Source organism: Paenibacillus segetis (genome assembly GCF_014639155.1).
Taxonomy (GTDB): Bacteria; Bacillota; Bacilli; order Paenibacillales; family Paenibacillaceae; genus Fontibacillus; species Fontibacillus segetis.
This window is the reverse complement of the sequence record NZ_BMFT01000001.1, coordinates 1965289-1990964: the sequence shown is the minus strand read 5'-3', so window position 1 is coordinate 1990964 and position 25676 is coordinate 1965289. Positions and strand designations below refer to the sequence as shown.

Below are 25676 nucleotides of genomic sequence, written 5' to 3'. Positions count from 1 at the left end.
CTTCCATCACAGCATATCAATTCCAAAGTGGATGGGTCATATGGAGAAGTTGGTACAGTTCAAGGGGGCATTGAAGACGTTGAAGACGTTGGGTATTCCGTAACCCGGTTTCGGACGGGGCGGCTAAGCGCCAAATAAGAGGTAGGCGGAGCGGAAGAAGAGGTGGGGGGCTCCGCTATAATCTTGCGGGTGAGAGATTCTAGTCACTGGGAACAAAGACGCTAGCGGGAAGAGGGAGCCGCTATTGCGTTTACCTCTTTAAGTCCCGCCACGCATCCAACTGCGTTTGCACTTCTTGTCGCACCTCGTCGATGCCTGCTTGCTTTAGCTCCTCGTTAAACTTGGGGAGGATCGTATCAACATCGACGGAACCCGTCATAAGGCTTGGATAGTATTTCTTCCAAATCATCTCGAAATTATCGGTTTGGACAGTAAACTTGGATAGATCAGGTGTAAATCCGAGCACAGTGGACTTGATTACATCGGCGTTGTATTTGCGGAACTGATCCCATTTATCGAGGGGTTCCGGGTTATCACCGCCCATGGTTTTCAGAATAAACCAGTTACCCTGTGTGTATTGTACTCCTGTATATCTAGCTGGTGCATCAGGGATCAGGTCACCGTGGCTATCTTTGGTAGGAATTAGGGCTACTTGCCCTTGTTCATCCAGTGTGTAGTGCACTCCTTCAATTCCGTAATTAAATAAGTTACGTATTTCAGGATCAGTATTCAGTAGATTTAGAAACTTGATACACTCAACAGGATGCTTGGTGTTGGCATTTACTGCCATGATTCCTCCACGGACGGATTCCGTAGTAACGACGGTAGGGGTTACGGGATTCGATACAACCTTGTAGCCACGATCTTTACTCCATGAAGTTTCCGGGAGTGGGCCACCACTTGAGGACTTCCAGAATACTTTAGCCCCACGTTTAAGTCCTCCTGGCTCTCGTAGCGCTGCATCCTTGTTAATGTAGCCTTCCTTATAATAATGACGTAAAGTGTCTAATACTTGTCGAGCTTCCTTTGTCTCGAAGATATTCACGACCTCGGCGTTTGGGTCAAGGGATTTAACCATCAAGGGAATTTTATTGTTTACAATATATTCGTAACCATAGAGAGCGAAGAAATTGTGTGAATCCCGATCTAATTCCATAGGGATGTAAGCAGGTTCTTCCTGTTTAATCATCCGGAGCAATGGATCGAGCGATTCTAACGTATTGTACTTTGTAATGTCGATATTATACTTTTCCACTATTGAAGCAGGGTACATCCAATGATCACGTACGGCCAGCTCTTTATTGGTGGGTACACCGTAAATACTTCCATCGTTCATTCGTACCCCTTGCCAAAAGATGGGGTCAACGTTGTTGTACAAATCTTTACCCATACTCGTAAGGTAATCATCAAGTCTCAGCCAAGACCCACGCATAGCTGTGGTTGCATAATTGGATGCAAAAGCTATATCGAAAGTACTTCCTGCAGAGATAAGCGTGTTCAACCGATCTTCATATTCTTGCCAACCTACCTTGATATAGGTGATCGTAACACCGATTTTACGAGCCATGATTTCATTGATTTTATCGTTTACGAGCTGCAAATCTTTGTCGGGCTCTCCAATCGTGTAATAAATTAGATTTACAGGCTCACCCCCAAATGTATCATAATTATTTATGCTAGGCTCCCGGGAACAACCCGTCATATTCGCTGTGAGTAACAGAATAAGACTGATTGTCATGAAAATATATCTGTGTCTAGAGCGCTTTAGCATCGAAATTTTCTCCTTTCTACCGAGTTCGTTGTTAATCTTTTCCCCGAAGATCAGAGGGGGATTTTCCAAAGAAACTATGAAAGTGAGTATAGAAATAATTGAGATTGTTGTAGCCAACGGAAAACGCGATATAAGAAATCTTCTCGCTTGTCGATTGAATTCGTTCTTGGGCAAGGAGCATACGGTAAGACATGAGGTATTCTGAAAATTTCATTTCAGTTTCTTTAAGAAATAATTGTCCAAGGTAAGTACTGTTCATCTGAAAGCGCTCAGCCACTGATTTCAAGGTAATATTCTGAGCATACTCCGTTTTGATCATCAGCAGAATGCGGTTGACCAGCTTGGATAAGCTGTCATAGCTAACACCCAGAACCGGATCCTTGTTTAAATGCTCGCTGCTAATATTACCTATCGTACCATGGAGATCTTCAACAATAATCTTCTCAATAACTTGCTGCAACTTTGTTCGTTCTAGAGGCTTGAGTAGATAGTCTTTGACACCACAGCGAATGGCTTCTTGGGCATACTTGAATTCACTATAGCCGCTCATAATGACATATTTCGTAGGGATATGGAGCTTGTTGAGTGTACGGATAGCTTCATATCCAAGATTCTGACCAACGCAGACATCAAAAATTGCGACATCTGGCAGCAAGTCTACAACTTTTGAGATGGCCACATCCGTAGATTCACAGGTTTCGATCATACCAAAGCCGTATTGTTCCCAGTCCAGAATTCGCTTCATTCCTTCCAAAATCTGAGGTTCATCATCCATTATCAGCAGTTTGTACATTCTAAGGTCACCTCTTTTGAAATCTTTACAGATATCTTTACTCCAGCTTCCTCATTATTCTCAATCTTCATTGAAAAGCTGTTCCCATAGAAGAAGTGAAGTCGCGTGTTGACGTTCCGTAAACCGATACTTTTGGATGAAGTATCATCATTGTTAGAGAGTGTGCTTCGAATTGTATTTAAACGCTCTTCATGAATACCACGCCCATTATCCACGAATTCCAATACATAATGGTCATCAGCTTCCCAGCCATTAACTACATACAAATTAAACTCATTACTAGCGCTAAATCCATGGACGAAAAAATTCTCAGCCAAAGGCTGCATCCAGAATTTCACGGTAGGGACCTTAAGTAACGCAGGCTCTACATTAACTTGATAATAAAAACGTTCAGGATACTTAAACTCCATAATTTCTAAGTACTTTTGAAGTAATTCCAGCTCACTGGCAATCGAAATAATATTCTCCTTTTTGACAATTTCACGATAGAGCGCCCCTAAAGTAGCAATTGCGTCAGCCGTATCCCTGTCCTGGTTAACAAGAGCGGTAGAGCGGATAACCTCTAACGTATTGTATAAAAAATGAGGGTTAATTTGATGTTGGAGTGCTTTCATTTCAGTTTCCTGCTGCTTAATCTTCAGTAAATATTCGTTACGTATATGCTTATCTAATTGTTGAATCATATCGTCTAATTCCCTTGCGATCATGCCGTATTCATTTCGACGATAACGAGCAGGGCGATTAGGGGTAAAATTGGCTGTTTTCACGCGTCCAATCGACTGAATAATGCGGTGGAGGAAGAGGGCATCATCCCGCAAATTGTACACTATGAGTAGCAGTACACAAATCATCGTCGCTAATACGATCAGAAAGATGGTCTGTAGCATCCTAGCATGCTGTTGGATCAGCGTAGATAAATCAATGATGCTAACGAATTTGAAATTGAACTTGGTTGAGGGAAAGGTGACAAAATAGTTGTGCTTAAATAGACCCTTCGAAATAAAACCATGACTGCGTTCATTCTCCACCGCAAGTCGGGATAGTTCCTTCATTTCTTGGGCTGGACCATTACCGATTAAGTATATGTCACCGGAAGCACTGACTGCAGCAGCCTTACCTAATCGATAATTTTGTATGGATTTAAAGATTTGATCACTACTGACTAAGAAACGTAGCTCCCCGAATTCTTGAGAACCCTGTGCCACATCCGATAGTTTCTTGCGATATACGAATCCTTTTAGAATGGTATCGTGAAAGGTTTCGTCTGTATTTGGAAGCCCGAACATAAAACTTTCAATTCCGTTATCGTTAAAACGTACGACATTCCCATACTGGTTGGTATGCAGACTAATCTGTGTAATTTCACCTTGCGCCCAGCTGTATAAATAGGTTTTGATATCCTCTGGGAAGGAGACCAACGGCTGAGAGAATTGACTGTTTTGCAGTCTACTAGTTAAGTAGTCTTCAGCACTGTTGTTTAGAAAGCTACGAGCATCATTCATCAGACTAGGATTAGAGTATATTCGCTGCATGTAAGCCTCAATTCGATCGGCATCATACTGTAGCTCATTCTCTACACCAGCAAAAGCATTAGCAGCCTCTATACGGGCATCACCAACCCATTGATTCAGCAGCATCGCACAGGTCAAAATGGCTAGCGCGAGACCAATGGTTACAACGAAGATGACATAGGCAATAAACTTGTGACGATAAATTTTGATCTGTAAAAAAGAGCTCATACGACACCTCAATTACAATAGGTCGTCTTAAAGTAAGCGCTTACTATTCCACTTTAACAGATTTACGCAAAGCTTCATAGATAGCATGAAAAAAGCATCCCGTATCGAGTACCTCAATAGGGGATGCTCATGAATGTAATCTTACTTGAAGTAATTATTAATTTGCTCTTGAGCAGCTTTCATAATCGTGTCCATACCAGCGGATTTTAATTCAGCTGTAATTTTCGGAACCATTTTCTCCGGATCGGATGCGCCTGTAATGACTTCATATTTGTATTTATCCCATACAGCTTGGCAATTTGCTACTTCAGTCTGAAGATCGCTGATGTCCAGTGCGAAACCAAGTATAGAGGAAGAGGTCGCTGCATCATTCAGTTTCTTAACTTGATCCCATTGATCGACAGGGGCACCTTTTTGTACCGCTAGATCAAAGAATGTACCTTGTGTGTAGGCAGCTAGTGGCCAAGTATCGGAAGTACGCTCGATTACCTTTTCACCATCGACACTTTGGTAGTCTACACCTAACTCACCAAATGCTAGCATATTACGCAATTTTGGGTCTGTGTTGACTAATTCAAGGTATTTCAAGGCTTCTTTTTTATATTTTGAATTCGCAGAAATCGCATTGAGGGAGCCTTGAATTGTACTCGTTGTATAAATAGGTCCATAGTGCTGAAACATAGTATACTTTTCTACAGCATCATTGATTTGCCAGCTTACTTCTGCACCTGGAAACGCCTGAGCTGAAAAGAATGCTTGGCCTTTATCTTTCTCCGTTTTCGTCGGAGCATCAGGGTTGATGATGCCATCTTGATATAATCCATGCAAGATTTTTAGGTTGTTCATAATATCAGGCTGCTCGAGAACAGAGACAACTGTGCGCGATGCATCGTCAGCTTTTACGCCAATAGGAGGGAAGCCTAGTGTTAAATCGTCATATTCGTTAAAGAAACCATTCAAGCCATCACCTTGAGTCATTGGCATTGGGTAGAAATTCTTGCCTTCAGCCTTCATAGCGCGCAGTGGCTTTTCAAGATCTTGAAGTGTTTTAATATTGTTGATATCGATATTGTACTTTTGCACATATTTATCATCGAATACCCAATACTGTGTTAGGGCTGAATCTTTGTAGGTAGGAACGGAATAATACTTACCGCCAATTTTTGTGCCTTCCCATACTTTTTCAGGAATCGCTTTGTATAAGTCAGGTGATTCACTTTGAACCAGATCCGTGATATCGGCAAAAGCACCCATAGCTACTTGTTTGCTGTATTTACCGCTGTTCGTGAACATAATATCGAAGGGTTCGCCAGTATTCACAATCGTGTTTATTTTTGTATCCCATTCACCCCAGCTGGCTACCTTGATGTCAATTTTCACACCAATTTTCTCAGCGGTGTATTCATTCATAGCATCAATAGCTTTACTGAAGTTATTAGGTACTTGACCACCGATGGTCCACCAGACCAAAGTCGGAATATCCTTACTGACCGTTGTTGTGTCCTTTGGTGCGTCTGTTGCCTTCGTAGATTCATCTGTTGTTGAAGCAGAATTCGAGCCACCACAGGCTGCTAAAGCAGTCAACATTAGTGTCAGTACACACAGCATAGAGATAAACTTCCAAGATTTCTTCATTTGATTTCCCCCTTTTGAAGTTATATCACCGTAATAGTTCTACAGTGATTTATCATAAACCAAGTTTGCTTGGCTTATTTCGTCATTAACCTTTGACAGCGCCGACCGTTAGACCAGAAATAAAATACTTCTGGAAGAAAGGGTAGGCGAAAGCTACAGGCAGAACAATGAGAATGGCTACAGCCATACGGGCAGATTCCTTCGGCATCGTTGCGACGAGTACCGCGTAACTAACGCCCATACTTGCGGCATTCTTGGCGAGTGCATCAACATTGCTCATCAAGCTATTCAGTAATGCTTGCAGAGAATATAGGTTCTGGTTGTCTATATAGAGCATCGATTGGAACCAGTCATTCCAGTAACCGAAGCAGAGAAATAGTCCAATTGTAGCAATAACCGGTAAGGAGATCGGTAGAATGATTGAGAAAAAGATTCGTAGCTGGCTAGCGCCATCAATTTCAGCAGATTCAACCAACCCATCGGGAATCGTACTTTTGAAGAAGGTCTTACAAATGATAACGTTGAACGATGAGACAGCCAGCGGCAGAATAAGTGCCCAGACACTATCCTTTAGTCCTAATAGATTTGAATTAATGAAGTAACTGGATACCAAACCACCATTGAATACCATGGGGATGAATACCACCCAAGTTAGAAAGCCCTTCAGCTTGTATGTTGGGCGAGAAATTACATATCCCATGGAGGTGGTAAGGAATACACCGAGTACAGTACCAGCCACTGTTACAAGTGCGGATACGCCGAGCGCCCGCAGAATCATCGTTCCTTGCTTGACAATATAGCCGTAAGCTTCACCTGACAGAACAGTCGGTAATAAATGATATCCTGTCTCACGTATGGAAGCTTCACTGGAAAATGAAATAGAGAGAACAACAACTACAGGAATGACACAGACTAGCGCTAAGAAGATAAAGACCAGATTGAAAAAGAGGTTGGTGACATTGCTAGTACGGTTAAATTTCTCAAGACCAGAGTCAGAAATAGTAGTTTTAATTCTCATCGTCATACCTCCTTACATCATCGCGCTATCAGAATCAATTTTGCGTACGATCCAGTTAGCGGTTAGAATAGTTGCACAACCTAGTACGGACTGAACAAAGGCGGCTGCTGATGCCATCCCCACGGTAGCGGTTTTTAATTGTTTATAGACCATGACATCGATGGTGGTAGCCACGTTGAACAGAGAATTGGAATCTCGTGTAACCTGATAGAACAAACCAAAATCGGTGTAGAATATACGTCCAACTGATAAAATGAACATCATGACGATAACTAGTTTGAGCATTGGCAATGTTATATATCTCGTCTGCTGCCATATAGAAGCACCATCAATAATTGCAGCTTCATAATAAGTGCTATCAAGGCTTGTGATGGTTGCCAGATAAATAACCATTCCATAGCCTAGTCCTTTCCAGACATTCAAGAAGATCAGAAAGAATGGCCAGTATGACGGTTCCATATACCAGTTAACAGGATCGCCTCCCATATTGACGAGCATTGAATTGACAATCCCTTTATCAAAACTTAGGAACGCCCAACCCACAGCAGATACGACGACCCATGATAAGAAGTAAGGGAGAAACATCATCGTCTGATAGACTTTACTTGCTTTACGGCTGTGGAGTAGCCCGATCATAATAGCGAATAGAACAGGGAGCACAATACCCAGAATGATAAAAATAATATTGTAGCCAATGGTGTTACGAATAATGACCCAAGCATCATTTGACTTGAATAGAAACTCAAAGTTTTTAAATCCTACCCATGGACTCTTAAACACATTGCTCAAGAACCCGCCGCTAATTCTAAAGTTTTTGAAGGCGATAATGATCCCGAACATAGGTAAGAAACAAAACAAGATGTACCAGATCGTCGTCGGCAATGCCAAGAGGGTAAGTTCCGTATCTTGCTTATGCCAACGGAAAGGTAAGCGCTTACGTTTTTCTTTTTGTTCGGCTTTAGAGCTCATATCTGTCACTCCTTATGGTGTTTTATCGCTTGTTTTGAACTTGTTAAGTTCATTGTATAAGAGGAGAAGCGGGTGCTTCTAGACAACAAACTTGATACTATAGTCAACAAACGTTAGATTCGAAAAATTCTACTTACCAAACATGTGAGTGGAAAATAAAGAAAGACCTCGTTCTCATACACAAATGAGAGGGAGGTCTTTCAGTAAAAAATATATGGTTAACGTAGTTAGTTTGTTACTTTCAACAATTTTGAGATAAAGGCTGCTGCTTCTGCACGAGTAACCATTAGCTCAGGGGCAAATCGGTTCTGACTAACACCAGTCACAAGTCCTTCCTCAACGGCTGTCGCAACATAAGGTACAGCCCACGTCGGGATAGAGTTCTTATCGGAGAAGGAAAGCGGTGCTTTTGTATTGACTTTAAGCTTCGCAGCACGAACCATCCATGTTGTAATCTCTGAACGATTGAGTTGTTTATCTGCTCTGAACGTGCCATCTGTATAGCCACTAATAATTTCTGCTTCTACAGCTTGAGAAATATAAGAGGTTGCCCATGATGGTATATTCTTTGAATCTGTAAATGTCAGTGAAATCGTTGTTTCATTCATTTGTAGAGCACGACCAAGCATCGAAATGAACTCAGCACGGTTAATTTTCGCGTTTGGTTTAAATGACTGATCACTGTAACCTGAAATGTATCCTGCAGCAACACCGGCCTCAATAGCACTTTTCGCCCAATGTCCGGAGATGTCTTTCAGAGACACAGTAGGTTCTACACTCGTTGGAGGCGTTTCTGCATCTTGTTTGATGATACCGAATTGATCAACAATATATGGCTTGGCATCATATTTACTTTGATCGATTTCATACGTAACGGCTGTAAGTTTGTTTCCATCTACGGTGATGCCAACAAAGTTCTGTATCTGTGAACGTTTCGGTCTACGATCATCATTTGGATCTGGGCCATAGGGTGCCGCATGATTCTCTTCAGCTCGTTCAAAGAGGTTGTAGTAGCTATCTCCAAGCTTTTCACTTGGGTTCTTGTAGTAAACTTTGGGTCCTGCCGTTGCGGGAATAATATAAATACTTCCATCAGGATCAACACTATATTCAATGGTTTCTCCATTTAATGTTTCAGTTACTTTTGATGGCGTTGTTGCTTTGCCATCTTGTGCGATTGGTTTGGTTCGAGCATAAATATGATCGTGACCTTGCATAACAAAGTCGATATCAAGCTCGGCCATGAGTGGTGCAATTTGGTTGCGAACGCCGTTGTCATTCATGATGTCATCATCTGATGCATGATTAGACGTAGTGTAGGGACCTTTATGAATGTTAACAATGATCCACTTTGCACCAGCCTTTTTGGCTGCTATAGCATCTTTCTTTAACCATTCAACTTGATCTTCGGAGAAATTGGCGTATTTCTCGGAATCCTCATTGGAGTTCAGAACGATAAAATGAGTATTGCTGTAATCATAGGAATAATACGCTCCTGTTTCTGTAGCAGAGCCCGCAGGGGCGTTAATATTAAAGTGCTCATAAAAAGCGTAGTTCTCATCTTCGTGATTACCCGCTGAAGGAACAATGGTTGTATTCAGTAAACTTTCTTGTGAATGACCCAGTAGCCAGTTCCACTGTTCTTCCTTCGTACCCGTATCTACGATATCTCCGTTATGGACGACAAATTGAGCATTATCTACAGTTTGAAGTGCTTTCTCGAGCGTCTCTGCAGACAATATGGCTTCATCTTCGCTTTTTGCTTGAGTATCAGCTATATCGATAAAGGTAAATTCACCGCTCTTAGGAGCAGTCAGGAACGTACCTGTTTCGCTCCATGTCCCACGCTCTTTGTCACCTACACGATAATAATAAGTAGTGTTCGCTTCAAGTCCTGTAGCTACTGCTTTATGAACAAGCTCTTCTCCAGAATTGGTCGATAGAGAGGATGTACCTTCAAATTCGATAGCATTCGTAAAATCAGCATTAGAACTCGTTTTTTTTGTTACTTGTACTGTGCTGCCTGTAAAAACTTTAGAAGTATACCAGGTAAATCCTTTGGAACTTGTGGTGTCGCCATAAAATGTAGCCGTAATTTTACTAATCTCATTACTTGTGTTCCCTAACGATTCAGCATAGGCAGGCAATGCTGATGGGACAGTGGCTAAACCGAGAACTAGTGCAACTGATAGAATTGTTGCTGACCCTTTTTTAAACTTCATAAACATTGTGTACTCTCCTCTTGGTTGTAGATATGTAAGTCGGAATTTTTATCATAACAATACATTGTTCGTTGATTGTTAACGTTAATGTCGTACTTTGTAAAATGAAATTGAGATAATTAATCTTATGAAATATACTTCTAATCCTGATTAAATTTTATTCATGAAGCCGAATATGATCGTGCTCTGGGGAATGAAGTTTTTAGAAATGTTTTTTATTTGTCTATATATCTTTTGGCAGGAAGTGCACATATTTTTGTCGAATATATGTCGAAATGAGCTTGGCATATGAAATTTGGAGGAATGAAAATGGGAGTGAGTTCTTTATTTACTAGAAAGAGGCTATATGCGCAGTGTTGCCTTTTATCTGGTATCGTATTTTTAATAAGTAGTTTTTCGGGAGTGGCCTTTGCGGCTAATACTGTGGAAGTATCTCTCACTGGCAGCGCAAATACGGTTACATATGGACAAAGTGTAACGTTGAAATCGACCGTTACGGATAATACGGAAGGAAGCAACCGTGTTCCTGTGGGTTCACTTACATTTTATGATAATGGCTCCGTCATTATAGGACCTCAATCACTAGTGCCGCAAAGTCCTGAGATCATCAGAGTAGTATCTCCCCCTGGAAGTGTACCAAGTGGTTACAAACAAGCATGTATGATTGACGGAAGAAATAATAATCCAGTCGGAGCTCCTGATTGTCCTGTCCTGAAATGGGGAGAGTACACATTTTGGGGATACAGTGATAACGATAATAATAATAATTTTAATATTGTTCAATATGATGGAAAAGGGAACATTGTCAACCAAGACATTGTTGATTCGGATTTTCGATACCTGTATGATATCACGCTGAATAACAATACCCAGATGGTAACTTTCTGGGGACAGGGTAATAAAGAAAAAGAGTTAAGCTTCTCTTACCTGAAAGCAGCTAACAGCACCGCTTCGTTAACGACTCCAGTTCTATCTGTGGGGAGTCATGTCATTCAGGCGAAATATGTTTCGAGTGATAGCCAACAACATGCAGATAATGAATCTTTGGAATTTATAGTCAATGTCCCCAAAACTGCTCCAACCGTGTCATTGACGAGCAGCGTGGCCTCATCTGTATATGGGGAGCGTGCGTCATTTACAGCGGTAGTGCCCTCTGTAAGCGGTCTTGTTCCTACCGGTGAAGTCATTTTTTACGATGGGACAGTAGAGGTAGGGCGAAGTAATATAACCTCGGCAGTCTATTCAACGGCAAGTCTTGCACTTGGTGTTCATAAGATCACTGCAAGTTACTCCGGTGATGATAACTTCGAATCTCGCACATCCTCGCCATTAAATTATACGGTTAATGCCATCTTGTCTAATCTGAGTCTGACCTCCAGTTCAAGCCAAGTAGCTTACGGTACAGGTGTAACATTCACAGCTCAGGTACCTTCCATAAATAATATTCCTATCACAGGTACCGTAACATTTAATGATGGAACCAATCTATTAGGGATTGTACCTGTTGGGACAGATGGTACCGCTCAATGGTCTGCACCACTTTTATCAGTAGGAAGCCATACCATTACGGCGAACTACAGTGGAGACAGTCATTATTCGGCTTCCTCACAGAGCGTACTTCAATCCGTGGATAAAATAGGGTCCATAATTAACGTAAAAGTCCCACTATCTACGATAGTTGGTGATGCACTTGGGGCGGATGTAGATGTCGTCACGCTCGGCAATGTCGTGCCAACAGGTACCGTTGATATCATCATCGATAATCAGACGGTCGCTTCGTCCGATCTTGACGGAAATGGTCGAGTTTATTTTAAGTTACCTCAACTTTCAGTTGGATCGTATACGCTTCAAGCCGCTTATCGAGGCACCGATATGATCAAGGATAGCGTATCGCTGACACAGACGTTGAACGTGCTAAACCCACTGAATAATGTGGGTTTGAGCGGAATTAGACTATCGAGCGGCACGCTAACTCCTGTATTCTCAGCAGGCACAACTTCCTACAAGGCTAATGTCGCTAATAATACATCCAGCATAATCGTAACGCCTAGCACTTATGATAGCTTATCGACGGTGACAGTGAACGGAGAGCCGGTTTTAAGTGGTCAGGCAAGCGGCTCCATCCATTTAAATGTAGGCAGTAACTTGATCAGTATCGTAGTAACGGCGCAAGATGGCACAACGAAAACATATACAGTTACAGTAACACGCGCACAGGCATCCTCAAGTAACGACGGGGGCTCATCAGCTAGTAGCGGTGGTAGTTCATCATCGACGTCCTCAAGCGATACCGTTACCTCGACAAACGGCAAACTTACACTGCCCGTCGGTAAGACCGGTGAGGTTAACTTGGGTGATGCGATCAAGATTTCGATTCCTGCCAATGCTGCTGGGAAAGAATTGAATTTAACGATTGAAAAAGTGGCAGACACAGAAAATCTGCTCACTCAAAACGATATTCTGTCAAGCCCAATATTCGAAATACTGAAGAACTTCTCGGAGAATTTCAGTAAGGAAATTACGATGACCTTTGCCTTCGATCCGAATAGTTTAAAGGGTAATCAAGTGCCTGTCGTATTCTACTATGACGAATTGAAGCAAGTTTGGGTAAAAGTCGGTGGAGAGGTAAACGGCAATACCATCACCGTAAAAGTTAATCACCTCACGAAATATGCGGTATTCGCAATTGGGCAAGCTTCAGATGCTACTGAAAATACGAAGCAACCGACAAATTTCAGTGATATCTCAGGACACTGGGCGGAGGCGAACATCAAACAAGCGGTAAGCGCTGGCATTCTCAGCGGCTATCCAGATGGCACATTCAAGCCTAACGATTCAATAACACGCGCCGAATTTGCGGTCATGCTGATGAATGCTCTCAAGCCACAAGGAGATGGAGTGGCATTAACGTTCGTCGATAAGACAAAGATCGGCACATGGGCTCAGAAATCGGTTATGCAAGCGGTGAATGCAGGCTTCATTACTGGCTATGATGACAACACTTTCCGTCCGAATGTCGAAATTACACGCCCGGAAATGGCAGTGATGATTGCCAAAGTTTTGGCTCAGTCGTTCGAGTCAGTGACAGCAACGGGATTTGAGGACGACAGGTACATTCCAGACTGGGCGAAAGGCGCAGTAGCAGCCATGAAAAATCTAGGCATTATTGAAGGCAAAGGCATGAACCAATTTGCTCCAAGCGAAAAAACGACTAGAGCTGAAGCGGTGACTGTGTTGTTGAAAATGCTAGCGCAAAAAAAGTAGTAAAGAGTACTCAAACAGAGCCGTTTGGAATCAATTAAGGCTCCCACCTGACACGGAAGAACCACCGACGGATGAAAAATCCAGAGCGGTGGTTCTTTTTTTATCTTCATTCCTGTGCCATCATTATAGCTGGGGGCGATGAAGAATGTTCCAGGATTTCATACTTGTCGGTGATCGACCGATTTCGATACAAGTGAAAGAATATGTGAAACGATTAATAATCAAAGGGGCGCTTCAAGCAGATCAGAAGCTACCTTCCACACGAGAAATGAGTGGTCTGCTAAAGGTGGGGCGCAATACAGTTATCTCAGCCTATGAAGGTCTAGAGGATGACGGATTTACTTATACCATTTCAGGAAAAGGCTGTTATGTAGCTTCAAAGGTGAACCATTTGGCATTAGATAATGGCGGAGCTTCCTGGCAGATCGACTGGAAAGAAAGAATGAATGAATATGCTATATCAGCTGTAGAGTTGGATTTAATGAAACAGGGGATTCGCGCCCCAAAAGGTACGATATCCTTCACAAGCATTGCTCCAGATGAGCAACTCTTTGATCTATCGGATGTAAGGCGAGCTTTTATGGATCGGATGGCAATTGAAGGGCAAGTGTTGCTCAACTACGGCTATGCCAAGGGATACAAACCGCTGATTGATTACCTGATGCATTATATGGAGAACAAGGGCGTTGATATATCAGGCAAGGATATGCTGATTACAAGTGGTTTTACAGAAGGTTTTGACATGGTGCTGTCGGCATTGCGACCTTCCACACGCCGTGGAGCGGCGATCTGTGAGAATCCGACCCATCATACCGCGCTCAAAAACTTGAAGCTGCAAGGATTCGAGATTACCGGCATCCCAATGGATCGTGATGGTATTCATGTGGAACGCCTAGAGAACATATTGCAGACGAATAGCTTTGATGTGGCTTATTTGATGCCTTCCTATCACAATCCGACTGGCATAGTCATGTCTCCAGAAAAACGCATCTCCGTTATGAAGTTAATGATGCGCTATCAGATTCCAGTGATCGAGGATGGATTCAATGAGGAACTGCGCTATTCAGGAGCGCATGTAGCACCCTTAATAGCGACGGCAGGCCAAGGTAACGGCGTCATCTATATTGGTAGCTTTTCCAAAGTACTGTTCCCCGGCTTACGAGTTGGCTGGGTGCTTGGAGACCGAACGCTGATAGATTCGTTAGAAAGCATAAAACGTTCACGTACTATCCATACCTCAACCATCGATCAATCGATTTTATATCAATATTTACTGAACGGTAACTTCGATAAGTATATAAAAAAAGCACGTACGGAGTATAAGCGCAAGTATGAACTGACAAAGGCATGCTGTGAAAAGCATATCCCTGAAGCACAGCTGTCTGGCGACGGGGGATTGCATGTGTTTCTCACCTTCCCATCAGATGTAAATACACACCAGCTGCTGGAAGCTTGCACAGAACAAGGTGTTATTTTTACACCGGGAGACAGATTTTTTATTCAAAAAGGTGAAGGGATAAATACACTGCGGCTTGGCTTTTCACGAGTAACGGATGAGAATATCGAGCAGGGTATTCAAATTATCGGTAAACAAGTGCGTGAATTTTTGAAATCATAACGATTTTTCATAAAAATGAGGTGTTAGGATGAAAATTGGTGTTATTATGGGTGGCATTTCCTCTGAACGTGAGATTTCACTACAAACAGGCCAAGAAATGATTCATTATTTGGATCGCAATCGGTATGAGATCGTTCCAATTGTGATAGAAGAGCGTGCAGATTTAATCGCAATGGTGAAGCAAGCAGACATCGATATTGTCCTACTAGCGCTGCATGGTCAGTACGGTGAGGACGGAACGGTGCAAGGAACACTTGAGACGTTAGGCATTCCATATACAGGTAGCGGTGTACTTGCAAGTAGTTTGTGCATGAATAAGCTGCTGTCCAAGATGCTGCTGAAAGCAGCAGGTGTGTATACACCTGAAGGACTTTGTTGGCGAGGAATGGACGATTATGATCCGAAGAAAGTCGATCAGCTGGGCTACCCGGTCATAGTAAAACCGAATATGGGGGGATCAAGCATCGGCATCCAGCTTGTACAGAATGAGAAGGAGTTGCTTCCAGCTGTCCAGGAGGCATTCAGCTTGGATCAAGTGATCTTGATTGAGTCCTATTTGAAAGGGACGGAACTTACCTGCTCGATCGTGGATGGCGAAGTATTACCAATTATCGGCATTCGCTCCACGCATTCGGAATGGTTCAACTATCAAGCAAAATATGAAGTTAACGGTGCTGAGGAGAAAGTGATTCAGTTGCCAGTTGCAATTGAGCAACGTGTGCGCGAGGCTGCACTTGCCAGCTATCGGCTTCTGCAGTGCAAGGTCTATGCAAGGGTCGATATGATTCTATGTCAGGAAGTACCATACGTACTGGAAGTAAACACCTTACCGGGGATGACCGCTAACAGTCTGCTTCCGAAGAGCGCAGCGGCAGCAGGTCTGAGCTTTACACAGCTATTGGACCGGATTATTGATAGTTCTCTTCATGAGCGGAAACAGGAATGGGGGATGGTGCAAAATGTATAGTATACCGGATTCAGGGCAGTTTTTATCCTCGCTAGTACGGAATATTCGGCCATCAGGCATTCGCGCTTTTTTTGATCTGCATACGGCAGACGATGATATCATTGCTCTCGGTGTCGGAGAACCCAATTTCGTTACGCCCCAAAAGGTACGTAAAGCTTGCATTCAAGCATTAAGCGATGGGCAGACGAAATATACCTCAAATGCCGGCATGATGGAGCTGAGGGAAGAGCTTGCGGTTTATTTGTCCAGTAGCTTCTCACTCTCCTACAACCCCGAGCAGGAAATCATCGTAACCGTAGGGAGCAGTGAAGCTGTCGACCTAGCGCTACGAGCAGTGATCAATCCAGGTGATGAGGTACTGGTTCCGGCACCTAGCTATATTGCTTATGAACCAATTACCCATCTACATGGCGGTGAAATCGTGGAGGTTCCGACTGCGGCGGAGAAGAATTTCAAGCTAACTCCGCAAGCATTACAGGCGGTGATTACCCCTCAATCGAAGGTTTTGATGATCAATTATCCTTGTAATCCAACCGGAACAGTGATGACAGAAGAGGATTGGCTTCCGATTATTGATCTCATTATCAAACATAATTTGGTCGTCATCTCGGATGAAGTGTATGCCGAACTGACTTATGGGAGAAAGCATGTCAGTATCGCCTCCTTGCCGGGCATGAAGGAACGTACGATTGTTATCAGCGGATTTTCTAAAGCATTCGCGATGACGGGCTGGCGGATCGGCTATGCCTGTGGTCCGCGCGAATTGATCGCTGGCATGCTGAAAATCCACCAATACACAGCCATGTGCGCTCCCACGATTGCACAGATTGCCGCGCTCGAATCATTACGCCATGGCTTGGATACCAAGGATGAAATGATGGCTAGCTACAATGAACGCCGCAAGCTGTTTGTGGATGGGCTGAACGCAATCGGGCTATCTTGTCACGAGCCTGAGGGTGCTTTTTATACCTTTCCTTCCATTACTTGTACTGGCATGTCATCTGAGCAGTTTGCGCTTGGGATGCTGAAGGAAGCAAAGGTGGCGGTCGTACCAGGACATGTATTCGGATCGGGTGGGGAGGGTTATATTCGTTGCTCTTATGCAACCTCACTCATCGATTTGGAGAAAGCGCTGGAACGGATGGCTAGATTTATGCAGGTAATGGTGATGTAGTGAAGTATCAGTTTCATATAAAACAAAAAGGCGCTAGGTCATACAGGAACCCAGCGTCTTTTTGCGCTGAAAATAAAATCAATAGCTGTGCCTTGACTTGATGAAGGGGAACAGGGATAGTAGCCAACGGTTGCTTGGATCATCTGGAGAAAAGTTGTATGCTTAGTTATTGGACAATCTAAAGAGCATGGAAAATTTAAAAGAGGAATAGTCGAAGTGATATATCACACAACAATCTTAGATTCCTAAGGAGGGATAGAAATGGCACGTGTGTTATTCATAAATGGTGGATCAGAGGGTCATATCAATCCGACGATTGGCGTTGTACAAGAGCTTGTTTCGCGTGGGGAAGAGGTCGTGTACTTGTGTATCGAAGCTTTTCGGGAGCGTATGGAAGATGCCGGAGCTACTGTACGAACCTTTGACGAACACAAATTTATACAAGCCTTTATCTCCGGTGGTAGAGATTATATGCTCGAAAGAATCAATGGTCTTTTGCATACGGCAGATATCATCATACCAAGTGTCCTTGAACAAATCGAAGGTGAGAAATTTGATTACATCATTCATGATTCGATGTTTGGTTGTGGGCGTATTTTGGCTCAAATACTTCAGCTACCTGCAATCAGTTCTTGTAGTACTTTTGCCCAATCAAAAGAGTCATTCGATCGTCTCTTGGAACAATTTTATGCCGAGGTTCCTGCAAACATAGTTCAACCGATCCATGATAAATTTCTAAGTCTAACTGCAAGTATCATGGATAAATATGATGTGAAGATCCAATCTCCTTATGAGGTCTATTGTAATCCTGCACCCCTTACTATCGTGTATACTTTAAGAGAGTTTCAACCTGAAGGCGAAGCATTCGATTCAACCTATAAATTTGTAGGGCCATCGATCTCTTCGCGAGGTTATCAAGAACATTTCGATCTTTCGGCAATCCAAGGGAAAAAGATCATCTACATTTCACTGGGTACAGTTTTTAACCGAGCGGTAGATTTCTATAAGCTTTGTTTGGAGGCATTGGGGAACAGAGATCATACAGTGCTCATGTCGATCGGGCACAACACGCATATTTCTGATCTCGGAGAAATACCTGAAAATTTCATCGTCAAACATGTAGTTCCGCAAACGGATGTGTTGCAATACACGAAATTATTTATTACCCATGGCGGAATGAACAGTACTCATGAAGGTCTCTATTACGGCGTTCCGCTAATCGTCATCCCACAAAGTGCAGATCAACCGATCATCGCGAAGCAAGTCACCCGTATCGGGGCAGGGATTACCTTACAAATGCACAACTTGACTGCTGATCAACTTCGTGAATCCGTAGAGCAAGTGCTACATCACTCAACTTTCCAGGTAGCTGTTAGCTCTATTAAGGAATCCTTACACAAATCAGGTGGTTATTCTCAGGCAGTGGATGAAATTTTTAAATATTCTCTCAAGTTTGGGAGAACGGAGAACTGATATGTATGGGGATAATGCTAAACAATTTACTCCATTTTGAATTTGACAATGTTGTTGACATGACAGAAAATAGTACATATGATGAATGTCACATTAAACGGTTTGAATGCCCTACAAAACAGATCACTTCATGGTATCTATTGCCCAAGTGATCTGTTTTTATCATATATTGGACATACCAAAATTAAAGGATAGGATGATATCAAAATGACCCAAGAGTATATTGAAATACGTGGTGCCCGGGAAAATAACCTTAAAGATGTATCCTTACGCATTCCCAAGCGCAAAATCACCATTTTTACCGGCGTATCCGGTTCTGGTAAATCCTCGATCGTCTTCGATACCATCGCCGCTGAATCCCAGCGTCTGCTGAACGAAAACTTCAGCATTTTCGTTCGTACCTTTCTGCCACGTGTACCGCAGCCGGATGCTGATGCGATTGAAAACCTGAGTATGGCCGTGATCGTTGACCAAAAGCGCTTAGGTGGCGGTGCTCACTCGACCATGGGTACGATTACAGATATTTCGCCCATTCTTCGTCTTCTTTTCTCTCGCGTGGGTAAGCCACACGTTGGCCAAGCGAACATGTTCTCCTTTAACGATCCGCAAGGTATGTGTCCCGAGTGCAACGGGATCGGTCGTAGTATGGGCGTAGATATGAGCAAGGCGGTGGATATGTCAAAATCGCTAAATGAAGGGGCAATCATGCTTCCGGACGCTACGGTGAACGGTATGGATTGGACCATGACCGTGCAGGCAGGCTCCTATGATCTAGACAAGAAGCTGAGCGATTTTTCTGATGAGGAGCTAGATGAACTACTCTATGGCAAAGCCAAAAAAGTGGGGACGCAATTCGGTGGGAAGACCATCAATATTACAGTGGAAGGCTTCATCGAAAAGTTTACCAACAAGTACATCAAGCGAGATGTAAAATCGATGTCGGAGCGCACCCAGAAAAAGGTAGAGCCGTTTATCATCGAAGGACCCTGTCACCTTTGCCACGGTGCTCGGCTCAGCCAAGCGACTCTAAGCTGTAAAATCAACGGCAACAATATTGCAGAACTTTCTTCCATGGAAGTAGGCCAGTTGATTGGGGTTATCAAGGATATTCATGATCCAGTAGCCGCGCCTATAGTTAAAGCATTGACGGATAGATTGCAGCACCTAGTTGATATTGGTCTGGATTACCTCAGTCTTGACCGTGAGACTGACACTTTATCCGGTGGAGAATCCCAGCGGGTCAAAATGGTCAAACATCTGAGCGGTAGTCTGGTGGATGTGGTCTATATTTTTGATGAGCCGAGCGTTGGCTTACATCCTCGTGATGTACACCGCCTTAATGAATTGCTGCAAAAATTACGTGATAAAGGCAATACGGTCATTGTCGTGGAACACGACCCCGATGTGATACAAGTGGCCGATCATATTGTCGATGTCGGTCCTCATGCTGGGAGCCGAGGTGGGACCATTATGTACGAAGGCAGCTTTTCTGGGCTGCTAGAGTCTGATACACTAACGGGTAATCATATGAAGCAGGCGATGCCAATTAAGGAGCATTTTCGACAAGCCACGGGTAAACTATCCGTCGTGAACGCTAGTCTGCATAACTTGAACAATGTGAGCGTAGATATTCCAACCGGAGTATTAACAGTAGTGACAGGCGTTGCCGGTTCTGGAAAAAGCACATTAATTAACGAGGTGTTCTTGCAAAAGCATCCTGATGCGATCGTGATCGATCAGTCGGCAGTAGGTGTCTCGACCCGCTCGAACCCGGCCACCTACACGGGCATTATGGATGATGTGCGCAAGGCCTTTGCATCCGCCAACAAAGTGAATGCCGGTTTGTTCAGCTTCAATTCCAAGGGTGCTTGTGAAAACTGCCAAGGTCTTGGTGTTGTTTATACCGATGTGGCTTTTTTGGATAGTGTAAAAACAACCTGCGAAGTATGCGGCGGCAAACGGTTCAAAGAAGAGGTACTCGCTTACAAATTGGACGGTAAATCGATTGCCGATGTGCTGGAGATGACCATTGAACAAGCACTCGAATTCTTTGATATCAAAGAAGTTGTCCGCAAGCTCCAAGCCATGAGTGATGTGGGACTGAATTATCTGACCCTCGGCCAGCCGCTCAGCACGCTATCGGGCGGTGAATGCCAACGCATCAAACTGGCCAGTGAACTCCATAAAAAGGGAAGTATTTACGTCATGGACGAGCCGACGACCGGACTGCATATGTCGGATATCACCCATTTGCTGGAGATTATGAATCGTCTAGTCGATGCCGGAAATACAGTCATTGTAATCGAGCATAACCTAGACGTTATCAGGAACGCGGATTGGATCATAGATATGGGGCCAGAAGGTGGCACAAATGGTGGTAAAGTCATCTTTGAAGGCACCCCAAGACAGCTTTTAAGTGCTGAACACTCACTTACAGGCATGTATTTGAGCAGGTGATTAATGAACGATCTCAATGAAGCTGTCGGTTGGATCCGGCAGCTTTTTTAGTATCAAGAATCCGGATACATTAAGTTATAATAATGAATAAAGGTGTAAGTATTTAAATGTTATCAGGGAAGGTGAGGTATTAATTTGATGGATAATATCATTGAATATTGTTTAATGAAAACAGGAGCAACAAAGGATTATCCCTTCGGACCCGATCCATTAGTGATCAAAGTTGCAGGTAAAATGTTCGCGCTTATTTTTGAGAACAAAGAGAACTATTCTTACATAAACCTGAAATGTGACCCCATGATTGCGGAAAATTTACGAGAGCAACATGAGAACGTTCGACCAGGGTACCACATGAACAAAAAACATTGGAATACGATTACACTGGATGGCTCCTTGCCAGAGTCTGATATTTTTGTAATGATTGATCACTCTTACGATATGGTTGTCAAAAACCTTCCTAAGAACCTCCGAGAACTAATCCAATATTAAGCTAATTAATAAATGGTTTACATATAACCACTTTTATTTACATTAAATAATATTTTTGCATACACATATTATTCAAATTTCTACCTATTTTTTACTCGAATGAAGTAATAGTCATTGACCAAGAGAGAAAGACAACCATATTATGGTGGTGTTTATGAACAACACTACAATTTTATGGGAGGTAGTTTTATGAGGAAAAAGACTTTTGTTTCTTTAGCTCTAATGCTCTCAGTCATCATGTTGGTATTCACTTCAGTTCCTGCTTTTGCTTCAGGGGTTCCTACAGACAAGTATACATATTCATTAACTGGTGAAGCAGGTTCGCAATCTAAAAAAATTGATATTGAAGAATATGATGATAACCAACAGTTTAGAGATATTCTTGCCGAACAAAATTATAAAATTGTTCTCGTTAAAGAAGGCGCTGAAATTAAATTTACACCTAAGGAAAAAATGCCTGCTGTAGTAAATTATTATTTGGAAGATGGAAGCTATGGTGGTGCTCTATCCTGGACAATAGATGGTTCAGAACAAAGCGTTAGTGATGTTGGCGCAAATAAAACAGCAACCGTAAAACTTTACAAAAGATATGGTGGCTTTACTTGTGATCTTTATTACGTATTTAGCTTTGGTGAGGGTGGTAAATCCACTTCTCTCATTTACAAGGTTTCCGATGACTCATCTGCATCGAGTTCGGACTCCGCTGCTGAATCGGCCTCGAAACCTGAAGAACCTACCACGAAACCTACTGAACCAACTATAAAGCCTGTAGTTAAACCACTCGTAACAGCAACAGCCAAAGCTTCTGTATCGAAGGTTGTAATTGATGGCAAGCAAGTTCCTTTTGAGGCTTATAACATTAACAATAGCAATTACTTTAAGCTTCGTGACATTGCTATGGCAGTGAACGGAACCGCTAAGAGCTTTGAAGTGGGCTTTGACAATGAGAATAATGCGATAAGTCTGACGTCGGATGAAGCATATACCGCCCAAGGTGGAGAACTGGCCGTATCCTCAAATCCAAAAGACAAGAAGGCAACATTATCAACTTCAAAAGTTTTCCTTGATGATGAGGAGATTCAACTTACCGCATATACGATTGGTGGAAACAACTACTTTAAGCTTCGTGATCTTGCAGACGCACTTGGCATAACAATTACATTCGATGCAAAAACAAATACGATAGGCATCGTTACATCTGCACAAAGCAATTAACAAATAATATCGTATCGTTTATCAAAAGGGCTTGAGAGCTAGATTTTAGCTTACAAGCCCTTTTTTTGCTGTTCAACCTGGGTAAAATTAATCGTCTCGATTTACTTTACCAATAAAATTTTTATTCATTTGTATAGTATTATGATTCGTAAGTTAGATTAAATAATTAAACCATTAAACCAAGGAGTGTAATATGGAAAGACAACAAAGGTTGATATTGTTAGCACAGGAATTCAGTGATACTCAAAAAGCCTTAGCAGCAATTGGTAATGAAACGCGTCAATCCATTATTCTAGCTCTCATGAATAGTGAAAATACCTGCGAACAAGGAATAAGAGTTGGTGAAATAACCAAAAAGACTAATTTATCTCGTCCAGCAGTATCCCATCATCTGAAGGTATTAAAAGAAGCAAATTTAATTGGAGTGAATAGAGAGGGGACCATGAATTTTTATTATTTAGATATTACCAAGAGCGGTATATTTAACCTGATTAACCTTTTCAATAATATAGAATCATTTATCACTGATTTTCAAGATGAATGTCCAGTTTCGGAAGAGTAATGAAACCATGTCTACTACAGTTAAGACCAAGCCAATTTATGGTGATAACCAGAAGTTAAGGCATTAGTTCCCATTATAGAAGTGATGAGTAAGCTACCGGTCAAATCGATGTATAACCCGATAAGAGTATATCAGTTAGCTCAAGAAATAATTGAAGTTTGTAGTAGATAACAATGATAAGTTACCTAGTGGAGGAATAAAAATGCATCAAAAGATTAAAATTCATGTTCTGCAAACTGGAAAAGTCAAAGTTGATGAAGCACTTCCGTTTCATACAAACTCCTTAAATCCATTAGGCTTTACAGGAATTTTCCGTTCTGAGGACCATAAAATTTGGATGCCGGTGTCGGTCTATTTAATCGAGCACCCTAAAGGACTCATTTTGTTCGATACTGGATGGAGCAGTTCTGTTCGAAATGTAACGAAAGCGAAGAAAAATGTCATATTTGGTGAAATTAGTGTAGCTGATTTGCCGACAGGTAAAGCAATCGATGAACAGCTATTAGCGTTAGGGTATACTTCAAAAGATTTAGATTACATCATACTTAGTCACCTAGATGGTGATCATGCCGGTGGGCTGCAACTGGTCAAGGATGCGAAGAATGTTCTAGTCAGTAGAGAAGAGTTGGAAGCCAGCAAAGGCTGGAGTAAAACAATAAGATACAATTCGAAGCTTTGGGAAGGCATTAAATTACAACCTTTTGACTTCGAAAATTCTGGAATTGGACCAATGGGACGTTCTTTTGATTTATTTAATGACGGAAGTCTACAGTTGATATGGACACCAGGTCATAGTAAAGGTCTTACTTCATTAAAGGTAAGAAATGAATGTGACGAATACGTGCTACTTGTCGCTGACACAGGTTATGCAAGAAAATCATGGAAAAAACTAATTATTCCAGGCATTAGCATAAATAAAAAACATGCCCTACAATCTCTCAAATGGGTAAAGGAAATGGCCAATCAGCAAAACTGCATCGATGCCTTGGCGAATCATGATCCTGATGTAGAACCACATACGATAACCCTATGAATTCTCACAGATTGACAAATAAATAATTCGAAGATATCATTTATCCATGGATATTATTTGTCTATGAAGTGGTTTGAAAATAGGGAGGGGACTATATCAATGAATGTTGTATTATTAGGTGGGAATGGATATATTGGAAGAGCCGTCACAAAAGAATGGTTACAGAAAGACCCGAAGGCTAACTTTTATATCGTTTCACGTTCAGGTGCAAATAAATTAAATAATCCGCGTATTCATAATTTAAAAGTTAGTGATTTATCGATGGATATTGTAAACCAAATACCTGAAGAAATTGATTACATTGTCGATTTCGTTGGGCGTCCTGAAAAAGATGCAGATCAATTAAAACAAATCAATATAGAACCAGCTAAAATTATGAAAGCAATTGCCGAGGAAAAACAGGTAAAAGCAATGGGTTTTGTTGGCGGTGTATTAGGACCCAAATCGTTTACATCTATAAAAAAAGAAATCATTTCGATGTTAAAAGGTAGCTCTATTCCTGTAAAATATGTTGAACCAACTCTTGTTTATGGTGCAGATCGCAATGATGCTTTATCGAAGATGGTTCCTATATTTAAATTTCTAGGTCTTTTCTCAGGATCATTGAAACCAGTGAAAGTTGAAGAGGTAGCATCCTCACTCGTAACACAACTTCTCACTAAGTAAAGGGTGAAACTATGAAAATCAATAAAAGTGTAGAACAAGCTGTATTTGTTACATTAATGCTTGCTCTGCAAAAAAATCATACTCCTGTTAAAAGTGGTGTTTTGAGCACAAAACTAGGAGTTTCAGATTCGTATTTAAAGAAAATATTAAGACAGTTAGTTGTTGCTGGTCTTGTACAATCAAGCGCGTCTAAAGATGGTGGTTATCAATTAGCTAAATCAATTGAAACTATTACATTGTTTGATTTATATGAGGCCGTTGAAAGTAAACAATTCACATATACATCGGAAGAACTGGCACGTAACTTGTTTAGTAATGAGGAGCATATTAAACAAAGTGAGCAAAAGATTATCAATGCATTTAATAATGGATTTAATGATTTTTATAAACAGTTGAAACTAGTTCACTTATCGGAACTATTAGAAGAAGGAAAGTACGAAAACGGCTGTATCGAATGGGATAAAGAATAGCTATTAAGATGAAAGTAACCCGTCTAAATTTAGACGGGTTTTTGCGTTGATCAAAGAAGAGACCTCTAACAGTGATAATAGGGTTGCACAAAAGCAACATATTTGAAACGTTCAAACTCTTTTGGTGGTAATTAATAGTCG

At 41.9% G+C, this 25676-nt stretch carries 19 protein-coding genes and 1 pseudogene; 12 read left to right on the top strand and 8 right to left on the bottom strand.

Annotated features, from left to right (window positions below):
* Nucleotides 1-250: 250 nt before the first annotated feature.
* The 8 genes and pseudogenes from IEW05_RS09205 to IEW05_RS09175 all read right to left on the bottom strand — a co-directional run.
* Nucleotides 251-1771 (bottom strand): ABC transporter substrate-binding protein, encoded by a 1521-nt coding sequence (locus IEW05_RS09205; protein WP_188537958.1) that lies wholly within the window; start codon nt 1769-1771, stop codon nt 251-253.
* A 31-nt stretch (nt 1772-1802) separates the two neighbouring features.
* Nucleotides 1803-2564 (bottom strand): response regulator transcription factor, encoded by a 762-nt coding sequence (locus tag IEW05_RS09200; protein ID WP_188537955.1) that lies wholly within the window; start codon nt 2562-2564, stop codon nt 1803-1805.
* Nucleotides 2549-4303, bottom strand: a complete 1755-nt coding sequence (locus tag IEW05_RS09195) for a sensor histidine kinase (RefSeq protein ID WP_188537953.1) — start codon at nt 4301-4303, stop codon at nt 2549-2551. Before IEW05_RS09195 ends, IEW05_RS09200 begins: the two co-directional genes overlap by 16 nt.
* A 141-nt stretch (nt 4304-4444) precedes the next feature.
* Nucleotides 4445-5938: an ABC transporter substrate-binding protein gene (locus IEW05_RS09190; protein WP_188537951.1), complete on the bottom strand. Its 1494-nt coding sequence runs from the start codon at nt 5936-5938 to the stop codon at nt 4445-4447.
* Between the two features lie 85 nt (nt 5939-6023).
* Nucleotides 6024-6956, bottom strand: a complete 933-nt coding sequence (locus IEW05_RS09185; protein WP_188537949.1) for a carbohydrate ABC transporter permease — start codon at nt 6954-6956, stop codon at nt 6024-6026.
* Nucleotides 6957-6968: 12 nt separating this feature from the next.
* A complete protein-coding gene (locus IEW05_RS09180; RefSeq protein ID WP_188537946.1) occupies nt 6969-7925 on the bottom strand; it encodes an ABC transporter permease in 957 nt (318 codons plus the stop codon).
* 227 nt (nt 7926-8152) lie between these two features.
* Nucleotides 8153-8689: an S-layer homology domain-containing protein gene (locus IEW05_RS26070; protein ID WP_373285826.1), complete on the bottom strand. Its 537-nt coding sequence runs from the start codon at nt 8687-8689 to the stop codon at nt 8153-8155.
* A gap of 36 nt (nt 8690-8725) precedes the next feature.
* A pseudogene (locus IEW05_RS09175) lies at nt 8726-10153 on the bottom strand (purple acid phosphatase family protein); the annotation flags it as partial.
* Nucleotides 10154-10456: 303 nt separating this feature from the next.
* On the opposite strand from IEW05_RS09175, the gene IEW05_RS09170 reads away from it, so the two are divergent.
* From IEW05_RS09170 to IEW05_RS09115, 12 genes are all read left to right on the top strand, one after another.
* Nucleotides 10457-13411 carry an Ig-like domain repeat protein gene (locus tag IEW05_RS09170; RefSeq protein WP_188537942.1) on the top strand — a complete coding sequence of 985 codons (2955 nt, stop codon included), beginning with the start codon at nt 10457-10459 and terminating at the stop codon, nt 13409-13411.
* 145 nt (nt 13412-13556) lie between these two features.
* Complete coding sequence (locus tag IEW05_RS09165) at nt 13557-15029, top strand: aminotransferase-like domain-containing protein (protein ID WP_188537940.1); 1473 nt, start codon at nt 13557-13559, stop codon at nt 15027-15029.
* A 28-nt stretch (nt 15030-15057) separates the two neighbouring features.
* Nucleotides 15058-15996, top strand: a complete 939-nt coding sequence (locus IEW05_RS09160) for a D-alanine--D-alanine ligase (RefSeq protein WP_188537938.1) — start codon at nt 15058-15060, stop codon at nt 15994-15996.
* On the top strand, nt 15989-17170 hold the full coding sequence (locus IEW05_RS09155) for an aminotransferase class I/II-fold pyridoxal phosphate-dependent enzyme (protein WP_188537936.1): 1182 nt from the start codon (nt 15989-15991) through the stop codon (nt 17168-17170). Before IEW05_RS09160 ends, IEW05_RS09155 begins: the two co-directional genes overlap by 8 nt.
* 261 nt (nt 17171-17431) lie before the next feature.
* Complete coding sequence (locus IEW05_RS09150; protein ID WP_188537934.1) at nt 17432-18643, top strand: macrolide family glycosyltransferase; 1212 nt, start codon at nt 17432-17434, stop codon at nt 18641-18643.
* Between the two features lie 207 nt (nt 18644-18850).
* The gene (locus IEW05_RS09145; protein ID WP_188537931.1) at nt 18851-21100 is read left to right on the top strand and encodes an ATP-binding cassette domain-containing protein; all 2250 of its coding nucleotides are present in this window, start codon (nt 18851-18853) and stop codon (nt 21098-21100) included.
* 135 nt (nt 21101-21235) lie between these two features.
* Nucleotides 21236-21589: an MmcQ/YjbR family DNA-binding protein gene (locus IEW05_RS09140; protein WP_188537929.1), complete on the top strand. Its 354-nt coding sequence runs from the start codon at nt 21236-21238 to the stop codon at nt 21587-21589.
* Nucleotides 21590-21778: 189 nt separating this feature from the next.
* Entirely contained in the window at nt 21779-22804 is a 1026-nt protein-coding gene (locus tag IEW05_RS09135; RefSeq protein ID WP_188537927.1) for a stalk domain-containing protein, read from the top strand.
* Between the two features lie 193 nt (nt 22805-22997).
* The gene (locus IEW05_RS09130) at nt 22998-23366 is read left to right on the top strand and encodes an ArsR/SmtB family transcription factor (RefSeq protein WP_188537925.1); all 369 of its coding nucleotides are present in this window, start codon (nt 22998-23000) and stop codon (nt 23364-23366) included.
* A 202-nt stretch (nt 23367-23568) separates the two neighbouring features.
* Nucleotides 23569-24399 carry an N-acyl homoserine lactonase family protein gene (locus IEW05_RS09125; RefSeq protein WP_188537923.1) on the top strand — a complete coding sequence of 277 codons (831 nt, stop codon included), beginning with the start codon at nt 23569-23571 and terminating at the stop codon, nt 24397-24399.
* A 99-nt stretch (nt 24400-24498) separates the two neighbouring features.
* Nucleotides 24499-25065, top strand: a complete 567-nt coding sequence (locus IEW05_RS09120) for an NAD-dependent epimerase/dehydratase family protein (RefSeq protein ID WP_188537921.1) — start codon at nt 24499-24501, stop codon at nt 25063-25065.
* An 11-nt stretch (nt 25066-25076) separates the two neighbouring features.
* Nucleotides 25077-25535 carry an RrF2 family transcriptional regulator gene (locus IEW05_RS09115; RefSeq protein WP_188537919.1) on the top strand — a complete coding sequence of 153 codons (459 nt, stop codon included), beginning with the start codon at nt 25077-25079 and terminating at the stop codon, nt 25533-25535.
* Nucleotides 25536-25676 lie beyond the last annotated feature (141 nt).